Origin of the sequence: Pseudomonas sp. EZ-C24 (assembly GCF_014525325.1) — a bacterium.
Taxonomy (GTDB): domain Bacteria; phylum Pseudomonadota; class Gammaproteobacteria; order Pseudomonadales; family Pseudomonadaceae; genus Aquipseudomonas; species Aquipseudomonas shirazensis.
In genome coordinates this window covers 16211-36596 of the sequence record NZ_JACDIU010000031.1, presented here as the reverse complement: position 1 = coordinate 36596, position 20386 = coordinate 16211, and the positions used below count along the sequence as shown (strand labels likewise).

Below are 20386 nucleotides of genomic sequence, written 5' to 3'. Positions count from 1 at the left end.
AAACTCTCGATCAGTCGGCTAGCCACGGTATAGTAACCCGTTCACGCCAAGGAGCTGCCCCATGCGCCAGAAACCCACCGTCCTCAGCCGCGAAATCGTCGCCAATAGCCGTTTGTTCCGGGTCGAATCCGTCGAGCTGCGCTTTTCCAACGGTGTCGAGCGGACCTACGAACGGTTGGTCGGGCGCGGTAATGGCTATGGCGCGGTGATGATCGTGGCGATGCTCGACGCCGAGCATGCAGTGCTGGTCGAGGAATACTGCGGCGGCACCGACGAATACGAGCTGTCGCTGCCCAAGGGCCTGATCGAGCCGGGCGAGGATGTGCTGGCGGCGGCCAACCGCGAGCTCAAGGAAGAAGCCGGTTTTGGCGCACGCCAGCTGGAACACTTGACCGAGCTGTCGCTGTCGCCGGGCTACATGAGCCAGAAGATCCAGGTGGTGCTGGCGACCGACCTCTTTGAGGAACGCCTCGAAGGCGACGAGCCGGAGCCGATGGGTGTCGACAAGGTAAACCTGCGCGAGCTGTCGGCCCTGGCGATGCACCCGCAGTTCAGCGAAGGCCGCGCCCTGGCGGCGCTGTACCTGGTACGGGACATGCTCACCCAGCGCGGGTTGCTCAGCGTATGAACGATCAACAACTGATGCACGAAGTGGTCAAGCTGGCGCTGTCTGCCGGCGAAGCGATCATGCCGCACTGGCGCGCTGATGTGGCGGTAATGTCCAAGGCGGATGATTCGCCGGTCACCGCTGCCGATCTGGCAGCCCATCACGTCATCGCTGCAGGCTTGCAGGCGCTGGCGCCGCAGATCCCGGTGCTGTCGGAAGAAGACTGCGACATTGCCCTCGCCGAACGTGCCGGCTGGAGCCGCTGGTGGCTAGTCGATCCGCTGGACGGGACCAAGGAATTCATAGCCGGCAGCGAAGAGTTCACTGTCAACATCGCCCTGATCGAGCAGGGCGAAGTGGTATTTGGCGTGGTCAGCATGCCGACCAACAACCGCTGCTATTTTGGTGGCCGCGAGCTGGGCGCCTGGCGTGCCGATCAGGACGCGCCAGCTGCGCCAATCCGGGTGCGCACTGCGCCGCCAGCTGACGCCCAATTCACGGTGGTCGCCAGCCGCCGTCACTCCAGCCCACAGCAGGAAGCGCTGCTGGCTGGCTTGAGCGGGGCGGTGGGTGAGCTGGACTTGGTCAGCGTCGGTAGCTCGCTGAAGTTCTGCCTGCTGGCAGAGGGTGAAGCCGATTGTTATCCGCGCCTGGCACCGACCTCACAGTGGGACACCGCTGCTGCACAAGGCGTGCTCGAAGGCGCTGGCGGTGAGGTGATCGGCCTGGACGGCCAGCCGTTCCGGTACCCGGCGCGGGAGTCGCTGCTCAACCCATTCTTCCTGGCCTTGCCCAGCGCCGCCCCGTGGCGCCAGGCACTGATCAAGCTCGCTTCAGCGATGTAGCACGTACTGCCCGCTGAACGTGACGGCGGGCTCAGTACTGCCACTGTTGCTGACCACCGTGTCCAGCGTCAGGCGCGCTCGCCCTCGGCGCTGGTACATCGTCACGAAGCGCTCCCAGGCTTTGTCTTGCGGCGGCTGGCACCGGGCAACCGCGGCGCCGGTGACCGGCAGCGGATAGCTGATCTGGCCTTCCTGAATGACGATATGGCCGTCATCGATGCCCGCCTCGCGCAAGCGCAGGTGCAGCCAGCCCCAACCCACCAGCACCGCCGCGCAGTACAGGCTGCCGCCAAACATGGTGCTCTTGTGATTGACGTTGGCCTCCAGCGGCAGCTGCAGTTGCAGGCACTGGTCTTGCCAGCTGAGCACTTGCAGGCCCATCTCGCGGGTCAACGGGATGTCGCTGTGCAGTACTTCTTCCAGATATTGGCGGTCGTCGCTCATGGGCGCGAGTCCTCGTGATCGTCAGCGCCGCCGGCATGATCAGCAAAGCTCAGGCCGTGCTTGCGCAGCTTGTCGTGGAGGGTTTTGCGCGGTACGCCCAGCGCCTCGGCGAGGCTGCGCATGGAGCTGTGTGGCTGGGTCAGTTCGGCGGCAATCAATGAGCGCTCGAACTGCTCGACCTGATCGCTGAGGTTGCCGCTGAGCAGCGGCGCGGCGCTGGCCGTGGCGGGCGGCTGCTGGCCGTCGAGGGCCAGTTCCAGGCCGAGGGCAAAGCGTTCCGCAGCATTCTGCAGCTCACGGACGTTACCCGGCCAGTCATGGCGCAGCAGCAGTGCCCGTTGCGCCGGTTGCAGACTGTGCGGGGCGAGGCCGTGGCGCTGGCTGGCGGCATCGGCGAAGTGCTGGAACAACACCAGGATATCGTCGCCGCGCTCGCGTAGTGCAGGGATGCGCAGCGGTGCGACGTTCAGGCGGTAATACAGGTCAGCACGGAACCGGCCCTGGTCAGCAGCCTGGCGCAGGTCTTCCTTGGTGGCGGCGATCACGCGGATATCCAGCGGGATCAGCTGATTGCCGCCCAGGCGTTCGACCACCCGCTCCTGCAGCATGCGCAGCAGTTTCACCTGCACATCCAGGCTCATGCTCTCGATCTCGTCGAGGAACAGCGTGCCGCCATTGGCGAATTCGAACTTGCCGATGCGGCGCTTCTGCGCGCCGGTGAACGCGCCAGGCTCGTGGCCGAACAGCTCGCTCTCGACCACTGACTCTGCCAGGGCGCCGGCGTTGATTGCCACAAACGGGCCATCGCGGCGGCTCGACAGATCATGCAGGGCGCGGGCGACGACCTCTTTGCCGGCACCGGTCTCACCGAGAATCAGCACATCGGCGCGGGTGCCGGCGAGGGCGCCGATCTGGTCGCGCAGGCGCTGCATCGACGGCGACTGGCCCACCAGGCGGGTCGACAGTTGCTGGCGATCACTCAAGGCCAGACGCAGGCTACGGTTGTCCAGCACCAGCCGGCGCAGGGCCAGGGCGCGGCGCACGCTGTCGAGCAGGGCGTCGCTGGCGAAGGGTTTTTCAAGGAAGTCGTAAGCCCCGGCGCGCATCGCCTGCACCGCCAGCGGCACGTCGCCATGGCCGGTGATCAGCAGCACCGGCAGCTCCTGATCGCGGCCACGCAGGTGCTCGAGCAGTTGCAGGCCGTCGATCCCGGGCATGCGGATATCGCTGACGACGACGCCCGGCCAGTCTGGCTCGATGCGCTCGGCCAGGCCCTGGGCATCGGCCAGGGTGACTACCTTGAGCCCGGCCAGGTCGAGGGTCTGGCCCAGGGCCTGACGCAGGTGCGGATCATCGTCGACCAGGATCACCTGGGTACGGCTGTCGATCAGTGTCGTCTCGGGCGTCATGCCGAGGGGTCCTCCGAAGTGGGCAGGGTCGCGCCGGGCTTGGCCACGCGCATGCGCAAGGTCAGCAGGGCGCCACCTTCAGGGTGGTTGCCGAGCAGCAGTTCACCGTCCAGCGCGAGCATCAGGCTCTCGCAGATCGCCAGGCCCAGGCCGAGGCCTTGGGTGCGGGTCTTGGTGGTGAAGAACGGCTCCTTGGCGCGCTCCAGCGCCTGGCGGGTAAAGCCTGGGCCGTTGTCGCGAATGTACAGATAGACGTGCTCGTCGCGCCGTTCGGCACTCAGCCACAGCTTGCGCGGGTTGGCTTTTTCGGTGAGCGCATCGAGGGCATTGGCGAGCAGGTTGCCGAGCACCTGGCGCAGGCGGGTTTCGCCGGCCTGAACCCACAGCGGCGCGTCCGGCAGGTCGCGAACCAGCTCCACCGCCATTGCCCGGCGACGCTTGGCCAGCAGTGCCAGGGCGTCGTCCAGCGCCGGTTGCAGGGCGACGCTTTCCGGCGCATGGCGATCACGCCGGGCAAAGGCGCGCAGGTGGGCGATGATCGAGGCCATGCGCCCGGTCAGCTCGCCGATCAGCTTGAGGTTGCCGCGGGCGTCTTCGGTACGTTCATGGTCGAGCAGCACTTCGGCGTTTTCGGCGTAGCTGCGGATCGCCGCCAGCGGCTGGTTGAGCTCGTGGCTGATGCTTGCCGACATGGTGCCGAGCACCGACAGCTTGCCGGCCTGGACCAACTCGTCCTGAGCGCGGACCAGTTCCTGCTGGGCGCTCTCGCGTTCGAGCACGGCGCTTTTCAGCAGGGTATTAAGGCCTTCGAGGTCTGCGGTCCGGGCCACCACGCGGTTTTCCAGGTCTTGCCGGCCGCGGGCTTCGAGATCGATGCGGTCGATATAGTGGCGCCGGCGCTGCATCACCAAACCGGTCAGCAGGATCAACACCAGCAGTGCGCCGGCGCCAATTGCCATGACCGTCTGCACCGATCGGTCGATGAGGATGTGCGGGGCAAGGATGCTCACCTGCCAGCCGGTTTCCTTGATGTCGCGGGTCTGGATCAGCCAGGCCTCGGGGTTGAGGTTCAGCGGCTGCGGTGCCTGGGTCGGGTAGGGCTGGATGGCGAGCATTGCCGAGCGCTCCGCCGGAGTCAGCGGGCGGGTGGCACGGAAGCGCCAGTCCGGGCGCGAGGTCAGCACCACTACGCCGTTCTGATCGGTCAGCAGCAGTTGCTCGGGGGTATTGCCCCAGAGAGTTTCGGTGTGGTCGAGGTCGACCTTGACCACCAGCACGCCGATCACCCGCTCGCCATCGCGCACCGCAGCCGCGAAGAAGTAGCCGCGCTTGGCTGAGGTCGTGCCTTGGCCAAAGAAGCGCCCCAGGCGGCCTTCCATGGCTTCGATGAAATACGGCCGGAAGGCGAAGTTACGACCGACGAAACTGTCGCGTTTATCCCAGTTGGAGCCGGCCAGGGTGTTGCCGCTGACGTCCATCAGGTACATCACCTCGGCCCCGGTCTGGCGGGTGATGTCCTTGAGCAGGCGGTTGGCGTTGGTGATTGCTTCGATCCTGAACGGATCGGCCAACGCCTGGCGTAGCGCCGGCAGCTCGCCGAGGATCTGCGGCAAGGTTTCGTAGCGGTGCAGGGTGCCGAGCAGGTTGGCCACGTACAGGTCGAGGGTCTGGCGATTCTGCGAGGCGAGCTGGTCCTGGTAATAGCGTTCGGCCAGGTGATGCAGCGGCCACAGCAGCGGCGCCAGGCACACTGCCAGAAGGGCCAGGCTGCGCCAGCGGGGGCGTCGCGGGGAGGTCGGGGTGTGCATCATGTGCCAACTGCGCCAGAAAGAGTCTGGCGCAATTATGCGCTAGTTCAGGCAGTCGTTGAGCGCGTCCCGCCAATGCGCCTGGCTGACGTGCCACTGTTGCGCCAGAAGCGAGCAGTCCAGCCGCGAATTGGCTGGGCGCTGCGCAGGGGTTGGGTACTCACTGGAGCTGATCGGGATCAGCTCGGCGCAAGGCAGGCCGCGCGCCTTGAGCTGCGCGGCGATCGCCTCGGCAAAGCCGAACCACGAGGTTTCACCTTGGGCGCTCAGGTGGTAAGTGCCCCAGGCGCCCGCATCGCCGGCCTGCCAGCGCTCGAACAAGGCCAGGGTGCTGGCGGCAATGGTGCCGGCCCAGGTGGGCGCGCCGATCTGGTCGGCGACCACCCGCAGTTGCGGTTTCTCCTGCAACAGGCGTTGCATGGTCAGGAGGAAGTTGCGCCCGTGCTGCGAGTAGACCCAGCTGGTGCGCAGGATCAGGTGCTGGCCGCCAACGGCGGTGATCGCCTGTTCACCGGCCAGCTTGCTGCTGCCGTACACGCCCAAAGGGTTGGGCGCGTCGTGCTCGGTGTAGGGCGTGGCTTTGCTGCCGTCGAAGACGTAATCGGTGGAGTAGTGGATCAACGGCACACCGAGCTGGGCGGCTTCTTCAGCCAGCACCTGCGGGGCTTGGGCATTGATCGCGAAAGCCAGCTCCGGCTCGCTTTCGGCCTGGTCGACGGCAGTGTGGGCAGCGGCGTTGATGATCAAGTCCGGAGCCAGCTCGCGCAGCGGCGTGCGCAGCTGTTCGGGACGGGCCAGATCGAGCCGATCGCGGCCCAGGGCGTGCACGTCAGCTCGGCCTTTGAATTGTGCCTGTAGGGCCTGCGCGACCTGACCGTTGTGGCCGCAGATGAGAATCTTCAGTGGCTTCATGGGAACAGCTCACGAAAGCTCAGCCCTTGCTGGTCTTTGGCCGACAGCAACGGCGCTTCGACCAGCCCCCAGTCGATTGCCAGGTCCGGGTCGTCCCAGCGGATGCAGCGCTCGGCAGTCGGGTTGAAGTAGTCGGTGGTCTTGTAGAGGAAGTCGGCCGACTCGCTCAGCACCAAAAAGCCGTGGGCCAGGCCCGGTGGAATCCAGAACTGGCGATGGCTTTCGGCGCTCAACCGGGTGGCCACCCAGCGGCCAAAGGTCGGCGAATCAACGCGCACGTCTACCGCAACGTCGAGCACTTCGCCCTGGACCACGCGCACCAGTTTGCCTTGTGGGTTTTCCACTTGATAGTGCAAGCCGCGCAGCACGTTTTTTTGCGAGCGCGAGTGGTTGTCCTGAACGAAGTTGATGCTGACCCCGGTCTGCTCCTTGAAGGCGCGCTCATTGAAGCTTTCGAAGAAAAAGCCACGGCTGTCGCCAAACAGCTTTGGCTCGATGATCAATACATCAGGGATGTCGGTAGCGATGACGTTCATGGGTACTCTTCAGCCAGTTTGCGCAGGTACTGGCCGTAGCCGGTTTTCTTCAAGCCTTCAGCCTTGGCCAGCAGTTGCTCACGGCAGATCCAGCCCTTCTGGAAGGCGATTTCTTCCAGGCAGGCGACCTTCAGGCCTTGGCGGTTTTCGATGGTCTGCACATATTGCGACGCTTCCAGCAGGCTCTCGTGGGTGCCGGTGTCGAGCCAGGCGAAACCACGGCCAAAGCGCTCGACGCGCAGGTCGCCGCGTTGCAGGTAGGCATTGGTGATGTCGGTGATTTCCAGCTCGCCGCGTGCCGAGGGGCGCACGGCCTTGGCGATCTCGACCACATCGTTGTCGTAGAAATACAGGCCGGTGACGGCGTAGTTGGACTTGGCCACAGCGGGTTTTTCTTCGATCGACAGGGCGCGGCCCTGCTCGTCGAACTCGACCACGCCAAAGCGCTCCGGATCTTTCACCAGGTAGCCGAACACCGTTGCTCCGGACGGCTGGCTGACTGCGCGCAGCAGCTGCTCGCTGAAGCCTTGGCCGTGGAAGATGTTGTCGCCGAGGATCAGGCACACCGGGTCTTTGCCGATGAATTCTTCGCCGATAATGAACGCCTGGGCGAGGCCATCCGGCGAAGGCTGCTCGGCATAGCTCAGGTGGATGCCGAACTGGCTGCCGTCGCCGAACAGCTGGCGGTACTGCGGCAAGTCCTGCGGGGTGGAAATCAGCAGGATGTCGCGGATGCCGGCGAGCATCAGTACCGAGATCGGGTAGTAGATCATCGGTTTGTCGTAGATCGGCAGCAGCTGCTTGGACACGCCGAGGGTGATCGGGTGCAGACGGGTGCCGGAGCCGCCCGCCAGGACAATGCCTTTGGTCATGAGATCAGATCCTTGAATTGGGTGTTGCCCAGCCGCTCGCCCTGGTAACTGCCATCCTGGACGTTACGGCACCACTCGCGGTTGTCGAGGTACCACTGCACGGTCTTGCGCAGGCCGCTGGCGAAGGTCTCGGCAGGCACCCAGCCGAGTTCGCGCTCGATCTTGCTGGCGTCGATGGCATAGCGCAGGTCGTGGCCTGGGCGGTCCTGGACAAAGGTGATCAAGTCGGCGTACTGGCTGACCCCGGCCGGATGCTGGGGTGCCAGCTCATCGAGCAGGGCGCAGATGGCGCGGACCACGTCGAGGTTGGTCTGCTCGTTGTGGCCACCGATGTTGTAGGTCTCGCCGACCTGACCCTGGCTGACCACAGTGAGCAAGGCGCGGGCATGATCCTCGACAAACAGCCAGTCGCGCACTTGCTGGCCGTTGCCATATACCGGCAGCGGCTTGCCGGCGAGGGCGTTGAGGATCACCAGTGGAATCAGTTTTTCCGGGAAGTGATACGGGCCGTAGTTGTTCGAGCAGTTGGTCAGCAGCACCGGCAGGCCATAGGTACGCTGCCAGGCGCGGACCAGATGGTCGGACGCCGCCTTGCTGGCCGAATAGGGCGAGCTGGGCGCGTAGGGGGTGGTTTCGGTGAACAGGTCATCGACACCGTGCAGGTCGCCGTAGACCTCGTCGGTAGAAATGTGATGAAAGCGAAACGCTTCGCGCCGCGCCGCCGGCAGCTTGCTCCACCAGGCGCGGGTGGCCTCGAGCAGGGCGTAGGTGCCAACGATGTTGGTCTGGATGAACGCTGCCGGGCCGTCAATCGAACGGTCCACGTGCGACTCGGCCGCCAGGTGCATGATCGCGTCTGGCTGGAACCGCTCGAGCACGGCGCTAACCAGCGGCTGGTCGGCGATATCGGCCTGGACGAACTCGTAACGGGTGTTGCTGGCGATCGGCTGCAACGACTCAAGGTTGCCGGCGTAGGTCAGCTTGTCGAGGTTGAGCACATCGTGTTCGGTGTGGGTGATCAGGTGGCGGATCAGCGCCGAGCCGATAAAGCCGGCACCGCCGGTGACGAGTATGCGCATCAGTCTGCCTCTGTAAAACCGGTTGACGTCGGATGGAGCGTAGCTTGTCGATTGCCGCCGGTACTGACAAGCGCATTGATTTGCGCAGCTGTTCTGTCGGCTTGTTTGCAGCTGCCTCTTGTATATCGGCCGCAGCAGTGGCGATATAAGCGACAAAAAAACCGAGGTCACACGCAAAATGCCCCTCAGCACCCTGATTCAGCGTTCCAGCCAGCCAAGCCCTTCGCTCAGCGAAGCGCAGGCACATGCTTTGCTCAGGGCGCATTTTGACCTCGACGGCAACCTGCAGGCGCTGGGCAGCCAACAGGACCTGAACCTGCGTCTGGACAGCGACCAAGGCCGCTTCGTGCTCAAGGCCTGCCACGGCAGCTATGCCGAGATCGAGCTGCAGGCGCAGCATGCGGCGCTGGCCTATCTGGCCGAGCAGGGCGTGCCGGTGCCGGGTGTGCGCGCTGCGCGCAACGGCGAGACGCTGCTGGCGCTGGACGTCGACGGCCAGCCACTGCGCGTGCGCGTGCTCGAGTATATCGAAGGGCAATCGCTGACCCGCCTCAAGCATATGCCGGCCAGTTTGATGGCCGAGCTCGGCGCCTTGTGCGCGAAGGTTGACCTGGCCCTGGTCGACTTCGACCATCCGGGCCTTGCGCGCACCCTGCAGTGGGACCCGCAACATGCCCAGGCGTTGATCGAGCACCTGTTGCCGGTGCTGGGCGATACGCCGCGCCGCGCCCAGCTGCAGGCTGTGGTTGCGCAGGCTGTTGAGGTGTTGGCCAAGGTGCAGGCGCAACTGCCGAGCCAGGCGGTGCATCTGGATATCACCGATGACAATGTGGTCTGGCAGCGCGATGCCCAGCGCGAGTGGCGGTTGCAAGGTGTGATCGACTTTGGCGACCTGGTACGCACCTGGCGCATCGCTGACTTGTCGGTGACCTGTGCTGCGCTACTGCACCATGCCGAAGGTGATCCGCTGCGGATTCTGCCGGTGGTCAGCGCCTATCACGAGGTCAATCTGCTCAGCGAGGCCGAGTTGCTGGCGCTGTGGCCGCTGGTGTTGATGCGTGCTGCGGTGCTGGTGCTGAGCAGCGAGCAGCAACTGACGGTCGATCCGGACAATCAATACATCCGCGACAACATCGCCCACGAGTGGGAGATCTTCGAGACCGCCACCCGTGTGCCAGCAGCATTGATGGAAGCGGCGATTCTGCAAGCCGCTGGCCAGCAATTGCCCGCGCTTGCATTGACCGACTGCGCACCTTTACTGCCGGCGCTGGCAGGCCAGGCAGTCACCCGCGTCGACCTCGGCGTGCTCAGCAGGCACTGCGAGGCGGGCAACTGGCAGCAGCCTGGTTTTGATCAGGCTGTGCTGGCCGCCGAACCTGGCGTGGCTTGCAGCCTGCATGGGCAATATCGGCTGTCGCAAACCCACATCGACCGTCCCGACGAGCCGGCCACCTGTGCCCTCGGTGTCGAGCTGAAGCTACCCGAAGGCAGCCCGCTGCAAGCGCCGCATGCTGGTGTATGGCAGCGTGTGGGCGCCAACTATGGCTGCCTGCGCAGCGAGCATTTCAGCCTGTGGCTGCAAGGCTTGCAGAGCATGCCGGAGGATGGCCAAGCGCTGAATCTGGGTGAGGCGCTCGGCACTACTGGCAGCCTGCTCAGCGTGCAGCTGTGCCGCGATAGCAGCGTGCAGCCGCCGTTCTTCGCCACGCCTTCAGCGGCGGCCGCCTGGCTGGCGCTGTGCCCGTCACCGCAAGCCTTGCTGGGGTTTGCCTGCGACGCCGAGCCGCTGCCCGATGCGCAAGCGCTGCTGGCGCGCCGTGATGCCAGCTTCGCCCGCTCGCAGAAACACTACTACGCACAGCCGCCGCATATCGAGCGCGGCTGGCGCAACTACCTGATCGACATGCAGGGCCGCTCGTACCTGGACATGCTCAACAACGTCGCCGTGCTTGGCCACGGCCACCCGCGCATGGCCGCCGAGTCGGCGCGGCAGTGGTCGCTGCTCAACACCAACTCGCGCTTCCACTACGCCGCTGTCGCGGAGTTCTCCGAGCGCTTGCTGGCGCTGGCGCCGGAAGGCTTTGATCGGGTGTTTCTGGTCAACAGCGGCACCGAGGCCAACGACCTCGCCATCCGCCTGGCCTGGGCCTACAGCGGCGGGCGTGACCTGATCAGCGTGCTGGAGGCTTATCACGGCTGGTCGGTGGCTACCGATGCGATTTCCACCTCGATTGCCGACAACCCGCAAGCGCTGCAAACCCGCCCGGAATGGGTGCATCCGGTGGAGGCGCCGAACACCTTCCGCGGTCGCTATCGCGGCGATGACAGCACTGCTGACTACCTGCGTGACGTCGATGCCAAGCTGGCCGACCTCGACGCCCGCGGCCGTCAGCTGGCGGGAATGATCTGCGAGCCGGTGTACGGCAACGCCGGCGGTATTTCGCTGCCGCCGGGCTACCTGCGCGAGGCCTACGCCAAGGTCCGTGCCCGTGGTGGGGTGTGCATCGCCGATGAGGTGCAGGTCGGTTATGGCCGCCTCGGTGATTACTTCTGGGGCTTCGAGCAACAGGGTGTTGCCCCGGACATCATCACCATGGCTAAAGGCATGGGCAACGGCCAGCCGCTGGGTGCAGTGATCACCCGTCGTGAGATTGCCGAGGCGCTGGAAGCCGAGGGGTACTTCTTCTCCTCCGCCGGCGGCAGCCCGGTCAGTTGCCGGATCGGCCTGGCCGTGCTCGACGTGATGCAGGAGGAGGGCCTGTGGGACAACACCCGCAAGGTCGGGGGCTACTTCAAGGCGCGCTTGCAGGCATTGGTCGATAAACATCCGCTGGCGGGTGCTACCCATGGCTCCGGTTTCTATCTGGGGCTGGAGCTGGTGCGTGATCGGCACACCCTTGAACCGGCCACTGAAGAAACCACTATCTTGTGCAATCGCCTGCGCGATCTGGGCATCTTCATGCAGCCAACCGGCGATTACCTGAACATTCTCAAGATCAAACCGCCGATGTGCACCACCCGGGCCAGCGTCGATTACTTCGTCGATTGTGTGGATCGCATCCTGCAAGAAGGCCTCTAGCAGCGAACTGGGCCGTTTCAATACTCGATTATTATCGGTTATTGAGACGGCCCTTCGTCTGTATTTTCTTCTTCGTCACTATAATTACAGATAACTATCGGCTATAACTGATCTCAGTGCATGCCGGGCTACCCTGTACGCCCGCACATACCTCAACTGTAATGCAGAGGACACCGATGAAAACCCTCACCTCGACTCCCCGCGCCGATGGCTTCCATATGCCTGCCGAGTGGGCGCCACAGACCCAGGCCTGGATGATCTGGCCCGAGCGCCCGGACAACTGGCGCCTCGGTGGCAAGCCGGTGCAGGCGGCGCACGTGACCCTGGCCAAAGCAATTGCTCGCTTTGAGCCGGTGACGGTTGGGGTGTCTGCTGCTCAATACCAGAACGCCCGGCGCCAGCTCGACCTGCCTAACATCCGCGTGGTCGAGCTGAGCAACGACGACGCCTGGGTGCGTGACACCGGCCCGACCTTCGTGATCAACGACCACGGCGAAGTGCGCGGTGTCGATTGGGCTTTCAACGCCTGGGGCGGTTTTGATGGTGGCTTGTATGCACCGTGGAACCGTGACGAAGACGTCGCAACCAAAATTCTCGAAATGGAACGCTGCCAGCGTTATCAGACCGAAGGCTTCGTGCTTGAAGGCGGCTCGATCCACGTCGACGGTGAAGGCACGCTGATCACCACCGAAGAGTGCCTGCTCAACCGTAACCGCAACCCGCACCTGAGCCGCGAGCAGATCGAACAGATCCTGCGCGACCAGTTGGCGGTAGACACCATTGTCTGGCTGCCTGACGGCCTGTTCAACGACGAGACCGATGGCCACGTCGACAACTTCTGCTGTTACGTCGCCCCAGGTGAGGTGTTACTGGCCTGGACCGATGATTCCAACGACCCCAACTACGCGCGCTGCCACGCCGCATTGGAAGTGCTGGAAAACACCCGTGACGCCAAAGGCCGCACCTTTGTAGTGCACAAGATGCCGATCCCAGGCCCGCTCTACGCAACCGAAGAAGAGTGCGCAGGCGTCGACCAGGTGGCCGGTAGCCAGGAGCGCAGCCCTGCCGAGCGCCTGGCGGGCTCGTACGTGAACTTCCTGATCGTCAACGGCGGCATCATCGCGCCGAGCTTTGATGACCCGGCAGATGCCGAAGCTAGAGCCATCCTGGCGAAGATCTTCCCCAACCATGAGGTGGTGATGATCCCCGGCCGCGAGCTGCTGCTCGGTGGCGGTAACATCCACTGCCTGACTCAGCAACAACCGGCGCCGCACAAGCGCTAACTCTCTAATAGAAAAGAAGCCCGTCGATTGACGGGCTTTTTTTATGCGCGGCCGACGGCAGACGCGGTAAATGGCACACCTCTTGTATCGTTTCCCATTGTGTTTCAAGCAGATAGGTTTAAACCGATCTGTCACAAACTCAACGTAAGTTAGCCGCTCACGGGCCCAGGGAGTACGTGTTGAAATGAATGCAGCAAGTGAGTCGGTTTTGCACCCATCGGCAGTAAATCACCAATCGCTCAAAATGCTGACGCAGTGGTTGAAGCACCATGGAAGCAAGCGGGTCAGGACGACCGATACCCGACGTCTGTTGCATGAGCGCTATCCACGAGGACTGATCAGCGATGCTGAGCTTGAGGCGCTGGTAGCCATCTGGCATTGAGCAGGCAGTGCTCCCGAGCTGTTGAACAAGAACGCCACCGCTGATTGCGGTGGCGTTTTTATTGGGCGAGTGAATCAGAAGTTGTAGGTGCCGGTCACGACCAGGCTGCGCGGGTCGCCCAGCTGGATCTGTGCGGCGCTGGTGGCGGAGGCGTAGTAAGTCTTGTCGGTCAGGTTGTTCAGTGCGGCGCGCACATCCCAGTCAGTGGTGCGCAGGCCGACCAGCGCGTCCCAGCGGCCATAGCCTGGCAGCAGGATGGTGTTCTGGTTGTCGGCAAAGCGCTCGCCAACCATTGTCAGGCCGGTTTCGGCGTACCAGCCCAGTTGCGGTTTCCAGCTGATGAACAGACTGCCGTTGCGCTTGGCTACATCGTTGATGCGGTTGCCTTGCTGGTTGCTGTTGTCCTTGACGATGGTCGCATCCTGAAGGCCGATGCCACCGCGCACATACCAGTTGCCAACGATGTTGCCGGTCGCGGTCAGCTCGATGCCGCGTGAGCGTTGCAGGCCGCTGAGCAGGAACAGTTCAGGGTTATCGGCATCGCGGGTACGACGGTTGTACAGCTCCAGTTCATAGATGGCCAGGGTGGTGCTCAGGCGCTCGTCGAACCAGTCGCTCTTGACCCCGATTTCCTTCTGCCGGCTCAGCTCAGGGTCGGTTTTGTTGGTATTGCCGGCGGCGCCCGGCGTGATACCGATCAGGCCACCGCCGACTGGCGAAAAGGTCTTGCTCCACGAGGCGTAGAACGAGTGCTCGCGCCACGGTGAGTACACCACGCCGATGCGCGGGCTGGTGCTGGTGCTGGTTTGCGGCTCGCTGGCGCTGTTAAGGCGGTTGGTGGTCTCGACCTCGAAGCGGTCAAAGCGCAGCCCCGCCAGAATCTGCCATTGCTCGTTCAGGCGGATCTGGTCTTGCAGGTACAGGCCGCGGCTGTCGACCACGGTGTGGTTGTTGCTCGACACTCGCATGCGGCCGTTGTGTTGCAGGCTGCGATCAGGGTTGTCCAGGTCAAGGCTCGGCACCGCTGTGCCGCCTTGGTTGGTCGGCAAGGCGTTGCGCAACAGCGGGTCGCGGCGCTGGTGGCCCAGCTCCAGGCCGACCAGCACGGTGTGGTGCAGGCCCCAGGTGGCGAACTTGCCTTCGGCTTCAAGGTTGTTGAACAGGTTGCGAGTTTGCAGATCCTGCTGCCACCGCTGGCGAGTCACCGTGTTGCTGGCGGCGTTGTAGCCGGTGGCGTAGGTGTTGTCGAACTGGCTGTCGAGCTGGAACAGGCCCAGCGTGTGGCGCAGCTGCCAGTTGTCGCTGAGCTGATAGTTCAAGCGCGAGCGCAGCGACTGCGCCTGGTCATCGATGAAGTCGCGCTGGGTGTCGCTGTAAGTCGTGCCCCGGTCGAGGTCGGCCGGGCGGCCATTCACACCCGGGATGCCGCGATCAGGGGTGCGGTTGAAGCGGCTGTATTCGTACTGCACCAGCCAGTTCAGGTCTGGCGTCAGTTGCCAGCTCATCGACGGCGCGAACAGCTGGCGGTTGCCATCGACGCCATCGCGAAAGCTGTTGTAGTCGAGGTTACCCATGTTCAAACGCAGGCTGATGGTGTCGCTTGGGTCGGCGCTGAGGTCGGCGTAAAGGCTGCGCATATCTTCGCTGCCCGCCTGGGCTTCGATGCTCGAGCGCCGGCCATGCTCTGGCGCCTTGCTCACCCGGTTGACGATACCGCCCTGGCCGCCGCGGCCATACAGCACCGCGGCCGGGCCCTTGAGCACCTCGACCCGCTCGATATTGTGCAGATCGCGTATGTATTGGCTGTCGTCGCGAATGCCGTCCAGATAGAAGTCGTTGCTGCTCTCGAAGCCGCGGATACGCACGCTGTCGAAACGCGTATCGGCACCGCTGCTGACGTTGGGGATGCCTTCCAGCGCCTTGCCCAGGTTGTTGCTGCCGTAATCCAGCAGGTTGCTGGTCTTCACCGTGTCGATGGCTTGCGGTACGTCGCGCACCGCTGTGGAGGTGCGAGTCGCCGTGCTGACTTCCTTGACCCGGGGGTTGTCCCGTTCACGCTCGCCATCGGCGGTGACCGAGAGCTCTGGCAGGGTAGTGGTGGCGGCAGTGGCAACGCCCGCGCTGCACAGCAGCGACAGGCTCAGGGACAGGGGCGAAAGGCGGCGAGGCACACGCATGACGGCATCCAAACAAGCAGTTAATGAAAAATGGATGCGGATGGTAATGCTTGCTATTAGCGCTTGCTCGGGTAATTCGTAAAGCCCTGTCTTTACATGTGTATCTCGATGTAACAGGGTCGGCGGCGCTGATCGTAGAGACATTTGTCGCTGTATGTAGGTTGAATTACCGCCTTGTGGGAAAAATGCCCCACGCAAGGGCAGATACGCATTGAAATGCACTATTGCGAGGTGTTTTTTTGGTTATATACACCTGCCTTTCACGATTTTTTGACATTGAGAAGCAGGGGCGGCTAGGATTCGCCATCGCTTGCTGGCCATGACATGGCCATGCGGCTGCGAAAGCCCGCCAGTTGAGCATCGGCACGGCTTGTCAGTTGGATCCGCATAACGTCGAACCTACGAAGGGGCGTTGGTTTCCGGGCGTAAAAATGCACAGTGTTTTTGATTAAAAATAAAGGAAAAGAAAATGTTGAAAACCAGGATCAGCCTGATCGCCCTGGCACTCGTTGCCGCGACCCAGGCACAGGCCAATGACCAGGCCGAGAGCAAGGGCTTTGTTGAAGACAGCCACGCCAACATCCTGCTGCGCAACGGTTTCATCAACCGTGACAAGAAACACGGCACCAATGACCAGTCCCAATGGGGCCAGGCCTTCATCGGTAACTTCTCCTCCGGCTTCACCCAAGGCACCGTCGGCGTAGGCGTTGACGCCTTCGGCCTGTACGCACTGCGCCTGGACGGCGGCAAAGGCCGTAACGGCGGCGGCGGTATCGACTTCTTCAAGCGGGAAAACACCGTTGACGCAGATGGCCAGAGCGCTGCTGCCAACGACCTCGCCCGTGCTGGCGCTGCGGTCAAGTTCCGCATCTCCAACACCGTGCTGAAGTACGGCGACCAGATGCCGGCCCTGCCAGTTCTGCAGTACGACGACTCGCGCCTGCTGCCAGAAAGCTTCACCGGCACCATGATCACCTCCAAGGAGATCGAAGGCCTCGAGCTGAACGCCGGTCGCTTCACTCAGGAAGTGCGCAAGAGCGCCGAGCACCGCGACAGCGGTGGCCTGAAGTCGATCAACGTGTTGGGTGGTAGCTACAAGTTCACCGACAACTTCACCGCGTCGCTGTACACAGCCGACAACGAAGACGTCATGAAGAAGCACTACCTGGGCTTGAACTACGTCTTCCCGATCGCTGCTGACCAGTCGCTGACCCTCGATTTCAACGGCTACAAGTCCGACATCGACAAGAAGTTCGTCCAGGCTGCAGGCCTGAACGGCGACTCCAACACCATCTGGAGCCTGGCCGCTACCTACGCCTACGGCGCGCACTCGTTCACCCTGGCGCACCAGCGCAGCACCGGCAGCACCGGCTACAACTACGGCTGGTACCAGAACGAAGGCGGCGTGGGTGACGGTGGTTCGACCATCTACCTGGCCAACTCGTACTGGTCTGACTTCAACGCTGAAGACGAGCGCTCCTGGCAGCTCGGCTACGGCCTGGACTTCAGCACCTTCGGCGTGCCTGGCCTGACCTACAAGCTGGCCTACGTTGTCGGCGACAACATCAACACCCGCAACGTCACCAACCCACAAGGCTTCGGCGAAGGCAAAGAGCGCGAGATCTTCAGCCAGGTCCGTTACGTCGTTCAAGACGGCCCGGCCAAGGACCTGTCGGTCAAACTGCGTGGCTCGTTCCTGCGTACCAACAATGCAGTGCAGCAGAACGGCTACAACGACGACGGCAACGAAGTTCGTGTGTTTGTTGAGTATCCGATCAGCATCTTCTGATTCTGGTTGGGTGACGGAAAGGGCCGCTTAGCGGCCCTTTTTGCGTTTTAGGGAGTTGGATTAGTGCTGTAGTCTCATTCCAAATCGAGGGACATCTGGAATGAGCATCATCAAGCGCCCGCCCGAGGTCATCACGGACCCGCTCGCGCTCATCAGCGCACAGCACCAGGATCAGGCAGCGCAATATTTCGCGCTGGCCCATCCGTTCGATCCGAAAGGCAGTTACCTGCACTTTGACGAGTGGCGGTTTCGGCTTCCTGCTGGGCTGGATGCCACATTGGCTTGGTCTCTCATAAAACGTGCGAGAAGCGTTCAACTCACCCCGACGCTGATGCTCGGCGAGCCTGCTTATCAGTGCTGTTATCTGCACACGCCCGCCATGCATATGGCCGTTGCAGAATGCGACCGACATACAACCAAACGTCAGCTGGAGTTGATGGGCTCGAAGGTTGGCGAGGGCAATCACCTCCAGTATTTGCTCACTGACCTGATTGAAGATGAGGCGATCAGCAGTAGTTTGCGGTGATTCAGCTACGAGCATGAGCGCCGCGAGGGCCGAGAACCCGTCTTCTACTCGCTTCTCGAGGTATACAAACCCGGCCTCCCTGAACCTGCGCTTTGAGCGAAGATCACCGGCTCAGCAAACTGCCAAAACGGTCCGGCATATGGCCGAGGCCAGCAGTTCACCACATATCAATTGATTTTCGATCTGGTCACGTATACGTTACATGTCAATCCAATTGTCTCGTATTCTAAACATGGACCACGAACTGCTAACTCAGCGCTTAGGGCGACAAATACGCACACGGCGCCTTCATCGAGGGCTCACCCAGCAACAGCTTGCAGAGCTGGCAAACCTTACTCGTCAGAAAATCATCGCTGTGGAGAAAGGTAGCCTATCCGTTGCTATCGCCGCCTATGCTAAAGCTCTTGGCGCAATGGATTGCGAGTTGCGAGTGATTGCTGCAGCCATGCCTACGTTGGAAGAGATCCAGGGGATGTTTGAATGAGCGCTTCACTGACTGTAACGACACCCCAATGTATCAGCGGAACAATCCTTACCAGCGCTGCTGATTACCTGTTTCGTTACGCTGCGGAGGCTGAGCCGCGCGCTGCAGTCAGCCTGCTCATGCCTACCCGCACGGAAGAGTACCGCCATCGAGATTTGCATCCGGTATTTCAGATGAACCTGCCGGAAGGTTATGTGCTCGAGCAGCTACGCAACCGCCTGGCAAAGATCGCCAAAGTCGACCCCATGTTGCTACTGGCGTTATCTGGCAGCAGCTCTCCCATAGGCCGGGTGTACGTCAGCTCGCGCACGGTTGATGCGTTGCTTGAGCGTGAGCAGTTTCCTGGCGAAAAGCTGGACGAAATTTTATCTTGGGACGGCTCGCACGACATCTTCGCCGACCTGGTGGATCGCTACATCCTGCGTGCCGGTATCTCGGGTGTGCAGCCTAAAGTCCTGGTGCCTGAACAACGAAATTCAACACCACAGCGGTTCACCTCGAAGACTTCGGAATTGATCATCAAAAGTGGCCGCGACGAATATCCCGGCCTGGCCATCAATGAGTACCTGTGCATGACCATCGCGCAGGCCTCAGGGCTGCCCGTGCCGCCGTTCTTCCTCTCGGACAACGCCAAGTTGTTCGTCATGCGCCGCTTCGACCGCGACGAGCAGCACAACCCAATCGGTTTTGAAGACATGACGGCGTTGATGGGACTGCCAGCAGAGCAGAAGTACAGCAAGAGCTATGCAGCGATTGCCAAGGCAATCCGCGTGTTCTGCGCACCCGAGCACCTCAATGCCTCGCTCACGCAACTGTTCGAGATGGTTACGCTGAGCTGCATCGTCGGTAACGGCGATGCCCATCTGAAAAACTTTGGCCTGCTCTATTCTGACCCCGTGATGCGCGATGCCCGCCTGGCGCCCGCTTACGATATCGTCAACACCACGGCTTACATCCCCGAAGATGTGCTCGCGCTTACGCTCGCCGGCAACAAGTCTCTGTTTGCATCCAGGCAGGGTTTGCTGGATTTCGCCGACACGTGTGGTGTAACGCAACCGGGTGAAGTTATCCGCAAGCAGTTGCAGGCGCTTGAGCAAGTACTGGCCAAAGCGCCGGAGCTATGCGAACAGGCGCCGCACGTGGTCGCGGCGATCAAGCAGAGTGCAGGACCCTTTGTGCAGAGCTTCGGTAACTGAAGCGCACAATCAGGTGCTCGAACTTAGCGGCAGATCCTCACCGCGCTTGACGTCTGCGTCTTCCGACCACGTTTCGTGCTCGTGCCAATCCTCACCAAACAGCTCGGCAGGATGCATCGTCCGATCCGCACCATTTCCGCAGGCCAGCGCTTTGGCCGGGCAGTACAGGTCGCACCCCCAACAAATGCGTTCGGGATGGCTTGGGTTGAGGGGGAATTTCTTGGCCATGCAGCGCCCTCGTTGTGGCGGTCATTGCGCTTAGCCTACTGCTGGCGTGAATGTGGATTTTGATCGTAATCAACTTGATGTTGCTTACCTCGTACTCGGCTGGCTGCGCAGTGTGGGGCCGCCGAGCGGCCCTTCCTGCTTCTATGCCGTTGTGCGTTGAGCTCGGTTTCGCGCGATCTCGATGTCGTCCATGATCGCCTTGGCGAAGGTGCTCAGGTAATCCGCTGCGCCGAGCAGCTTGTGGTCATTCTCCATATCGCCCTCGCGGACCAGATGCTTGATGTAGCCCAGCAGTACTGACACGTGTTCATAGGCGTGCTCGAACGGCACTCCGGGCATGACCCGGAATATGTGAGAGGACCTTTCGCCCGATTCGAAGAACGTTTCGACGCCGGCCGTGACGTTGGTTTTTGCTCGTCGCTCATCTCAGCATTCCTCCGGCTTGGCGGGCAGGCAGGTCACTGCGTAGTCAATCAGAGCGCGTGAGGCATCGGCGGTATGGGCGGCGTTCGCCAGCATGTTCAGCCCGGCCTGGTAAGGATGGGCGCGGCGGTGTTGGTCGATGGTTTCGGCTACGCCGAGCAGCAGTTCGCTGGCATGGGCAAGGATTTCAGAAGTAGTGACGTTTGGATGGAGGCTGAAGGAGGACCGTTGGGTGAAGTCTTGGCGGGGTGGGTCGGGGACGAGTTTCTTCATGGTGGATCTCTCATTTCGTGACAGGAGCCACCAG

The 20386-nt window shown here is 62.4% G+C and carries 18 protein-coding genes and 1 pseudogene; 8 read left to right on the top strand and 11 right to left on the bottom strand.

All coding sequences use genetic code 11. From position 1 onward, the window contains the following. Positions 1 to 61: 61 nt before the first annotated feature. Both nudE and cysQ read left to right on the top strand, forming a co-directional pair. Positions 62 to 628 (top strand): ADP compounds hydrolase NudE, encoded by a 567-nt coding sequence (gene nudE, locus IDM28_RS21405; protein ID WP_150570505.1) that lies wholly within the window; start codon positions 62 to 64, stop codon positions 626 to 628. Continuing rightward, complete coding sequence (gene cysQ / locus IDM28_RS21400; protein WP_150570504.1) at positions 625 to 1452, top strand: 3'(2'),5'-bisphosphate nucleotidase CysQ; 828 nt, start codon at positions 625 to 627, stop codon at positions 1450 to 1452. The genes nudE and cysQ overlap by 4 nt, the downstream gene beginning before the upstream one ends. Here cysQ and IDM28_RS21395 read toward each other — a convergent pair. The 7 genes from IDM28_RS21395 to rfbB are packed head-to-tail and all read right to left on the bottom strand — an operon-like array spanning position 1441 to position 8512. Then, on the bottom strand, positions 1441 to 1896 hold the full coding sequence (locus IDM28_RS21395; RefSeq protein WP_103435309.1) for a YiiD C-terminal domain-containing protein: 456 nt from the start codon (positions 1894 to 1896) through the stop codon (positions 1441 to 1443). The two genes, cysQ and IDM28_RS21395, sit on opposite strands and share 12 nt — an antisense overlap. Further along, on the bottom strand, positions 1893 to 3305 hold the full coding sequence (locus IDM28_RS21390) for a sigma-54-dependent transcriptional regulator (RefSeq protein WP_150573328.1): 1413 nt from the start codon (positions 3303 to 3305) through the stop codon (positions 1893 to 1895). Before IDM28_RS21390 ends, IDM28_RS21395 begins: the two co-directional genes overlap by 4 nt. Further along, positions 3302 to 5116, bottom strand: a complete 1815-nt coding sequence (locus IDM28_RS21385; RefSeq protein WP_188036830.1) for an ATP-binding protein — start codon at positions 5114 to 5116, stop codon at positions 3302 to 3304. Before IDM28_RS21385 ends, IDM28_RS21390 begins: the two co-directional genes overlap by 4 nt. Positions 5117 to 5155: 39 nt before the next feature. Continuing rightward, complete coding sequence (rfbD, locus tag IDM28_RS21380; protein ID WP_150573257.1) at positions 5156 to 6016, bottom strand: dTDP-4-dehydrorhamnose reductase; 861 nt, start codon at positions 6014 to 6016, stop codon at positions 5156 to 5158. A gap of 5 nt (positions 6017 to 6021) precedes the next feature. Continuing rightward, entirely contained in the window at positions 6022 to 6561 is a 540-nt protein-coding gene (rfbC, locus tag IDM28_RS21375; RefSeq protein WP_150570501.1) for a dTDP-4-dehydrorhamnose 3,5-epimerase, read from the bottom strand. Next, on the bottom strand, positions 6558 to 7433 hold the full coding sequence (gene rfbA, locus IDM28_RS21370) for a glucose-1-phosphate thymidylyltransferase RfbA (RefSeq protein ID WP_101322531.1): 876 nt from the start codon (positions 7431 to 7433) through the stop codon (positions 6558 to 6560). Before rfbA ends, rfbC begins: the two co-directional genes overlap by 4 nt. Continuing rightward, on the bottom strand, positions 7430 to 8512 hold the full coding sequence (gene rfbB, locus IDM28_RS21365; RefSeq protein WP_150570499.1) for a dTDP-glucose 4,6-dehydratase: 1083 nt from the start codon (positions 8510 to 8512) through the stop codon (positions 7430 to 7432). Before rfbB ends, rfbA begins: the two co-directional genes overlap by 4 nt. A gap of 178 nt (positions 8513 to 8690) precedes the next feature. Between rfbB and IDM28_RS21360 the strand changes: the two genes are divergently transcribed. Together IDM28_RS21360 and aguA are read left to right on the top strand one after the other, a co-directional pair. Next, on the top strand, positions 8691 to 11591 hold the full coding sequence (locus tag IDM28_RS21360; RefSeq protein WP_188036829.1) for an aminotransferase: 2901 nt from the start codon (positions 8691 to 8693) through the stop codon (positions 11589 to 11591). 176 nt (positions 11592 to 11767) lie between these two features. Further along, positions 11768 to 12874, top strand: coding sequence for an agmatine deiminase (gene aguA, locus IDM28_RS21355; RefSeq protein ID WP_101322529.1), 1107 nt, complete (start codon positions 11768 to 11770; stop codon positions 12872 to 12874). A gap of 456 nt (positions 12875 to 13330) precedes the next feature. Here aguA and IDM28_RS21350 read toward each other — a convergent pair whose 3' ends face one another. Next, positions 13331 to 15433, bottom strand: a complete 2103-nt coding sequence (locus tag IDM28_RS21350; RefSeq protein ID WP_188036828.1) for a TonB-dependent receptor — start codon at positions 15431 to 15433, stop codon at positions 13331 to 13333. Positions 15434 to 15902: 469 nt separating this feature from the next. Between IDM28_RS21350 and IDM28_RS21345 the strand changes: the two genes are divergently transcribed. The 4 genes from IDM28_RS21345 to IDM28_RS21330 all read left to right on the top strand — a co-directional run bounded on the left by IDM28_RS21345 (position 15903) and on the right by IDM28_RS21330 (position 19428). Beyond that, a complete protein-coding gene (locus IDM28_RS21345; RefSeq protein WP_150573241.1) occupies positions 15903 to 17222 on the top strand; it encodes an OprD family porin in 1320 nt (439 codons plus the stop codon). A 100-nt stretch (positions 17223 to 17322) separates the two neighbouring features. Continuing rightward, the gene (locus IDM28_RS21340) at positions 17323 to 17748 is read left to right on the top strand and encodes a hypothetical protein (protein WP_188036827.1); all 426 of its coding nucleotides are present in this window, start codon (positions 17323 to 17325) and stop codon (positions 17746 to 17748) included. 232 nt (positions 17749 to 17980) lie between these two features. After that, positions 17981 to 18232: a helix-turn-helix transcriptional regulator gene (locus IDM28_RS21335; RefSeq protein ID WP_101323130.1), complete on the top strand. Its 252-nt coding sequence runs from the start codon at positions 17981 to 17983 to the stop codon at positions 18230 to 18232. Further along, on the top strand, positions 18229 to 19428 hold the full coding sequence (locus tag IDM28_RS21330) for a type II toxin-antitoxin system HipA family toxin (protein WP_188036826.1): 1200 nt from the start codon (positions 18229 to 18231) through the stop codon (positions 19426 to 19428). Before IDM28_RS21335 ends, IDM28_RS21330 begins: the two co-directional genes overlap by 4 nt. Before the next feature lie 9 nt (positions 19429 to 19437). Here IDM28_RS21330 and IDM28_RS21325 read toward each other — a convergent pair whose 3' ends face one another. The 3 genes and pseudogenes from IDM28_RS21325 to IDM28_RS21315 form a co-directional block, all read right to left on the bottom strand. Further along, a complete protein-coding gene (locus IDM28_RS21325) occupies positions 19438 to 19656 on the bottom strand; it encodes a DUF3079 domain-containing protein (RefSeq protein ID WP_101322523.1) in 219 nt (72 codons plus the stop codon). 141 nt (positions 19657 to 19797) lie between these two features. Next, positions 19798 to 20058: pseudogene (locus tag IDM28_RS21320) on the bottom strand (DUF3077 domain-containing protein); the annotation flags it as partial. Positions 20059 to 20082: 24 nt separating this feature from the next. Further along, positions 20083 to 20352, bottom strand: coding sequence for a hypothetical protein (locus IDM28_RS21315; protein WP_188036825.1), 270 nt, complete (start codon positions 20350 to 20352; stop codon positions 20083 to 20085). Between the last annotated feature and the right edge of the window lie 34 nt (positions 20353 to 20386).

Bases quoted from the DNA above. Each gene is read 5' to 3' on its own strand.
- nudE (WP_150570505.1), top strand. From the start codon at position 62: ATGCGCCAGAAACCCACCGTCCTCAGCCGCGAAATCGTCGCCAATAGC.
- cysQ (WP_150570504.1), top strand. From the start codon at position 625: ATGAACGATCAACAACTGATGCACGAAGTGGTCAAGCTGGCGCTGTCT.
- IDM28_RS21395 (WP_103435309.1), bottom strand. From the start codon at position 1,896: ATGAGCGACGACCGCCAATATCTGGAAGAAGTACTGCACAGCGACATC.
- IDM28_RS21390 (WP_150573328.1), bottom strand. From the start codon at position 3,305: ATGACGCCCGAGACGACACTGATCGACAGCCGTACCCAGGTGATCCTG.
- IDM28_RS21385 (WP_188036830.1), bottom strand. From the start codon at position 5,116: ATGATGCACACCCCGACCTCCCCGCGACGCCCCCGCTGGCGCAGCCTG.
- rfbC (WP_150570501.1), bottom strand. From the start codon at position 6,561: ATGAACGTCATCGCTACCGACATCCCTGATGTATTGATCATCGAGCCA.
- rfbA (WP_101322531.1), bottom strand. From the start codon at position 7,433: ATGACCAAAGGCATTGTCCTGGCGGGCGGCTCCGGCACCCGTCTGCAC.
- rfbB (WP_150570499.1), bottom strand. From the start codon at position 8,512: ATGCGCATACTCGTCACCGGCGGTGCCGGCTTTATCGGCTCGGCGCTG.
- IDM28_RS21360 (WP_188036829.1), top strand. From the start codon at position 8,691: ATGCCCCTCAGCACCCTGATTCAGCGTTCCAGCCAGCCAAGCCCTTCG.
- aguA (WP_101322529.1), top strand. From the start codon at position 11,768: ATGAAAACCCTCACCTCGACTCCCCGCGCCGATGGCTTCCATATGCCT.
- IDM28_RS21350 (WP_188036828.1), bottom strand. From the start codon at position 15,433: ATGCGTGTGCCTCGCCGCCTTTCGCCCCTGTCCCTGAGCCTGTCGCTG.
- IDM28_RS21345 (WP_150573241.1), top strand. From the start codon at position 15,903: ATGTTGAAAACCAGGATCAGCCTGATCGCCCTGGCACTCGTTGCCGCG.
- IDM28_RS21340 (WP_188036827.1), top strand. From the start codon at position 17,323: ATGAGCATCATCAAGCGCCCGCCCGAGGTCATCACGGACCCGCTCGCG.
- IDM28_RS21335 (WP_101323130.1), top strand. From the start codon at position 17,981: ATGGACCACGAACTGCTAACTCAGCGCTTAGGGCGACAAATACGCACA.
- IDM28_RS21330 (WP_188036826.1), top strand. From the start codon at position 18,229: ATGAGCGCTTCACTGACTGTAACGACACCCCAATGTATCAGCGGAACA.
- IDM28_RS21325 (WP_101322523.1), bottom strand. From the start codon at position 19,656: ATGGCCAAGAAATTCCCCCTCAACCCAAGCCATCCCGAACGCATTTGT.
- IDM28_RS21315 (WP_188036825.1), bottom strand. From the start codon at position 20,352: ATGAAGAAACTCGTCCCCGACCCACCCCGCCAAGACTTCACCCAACGG.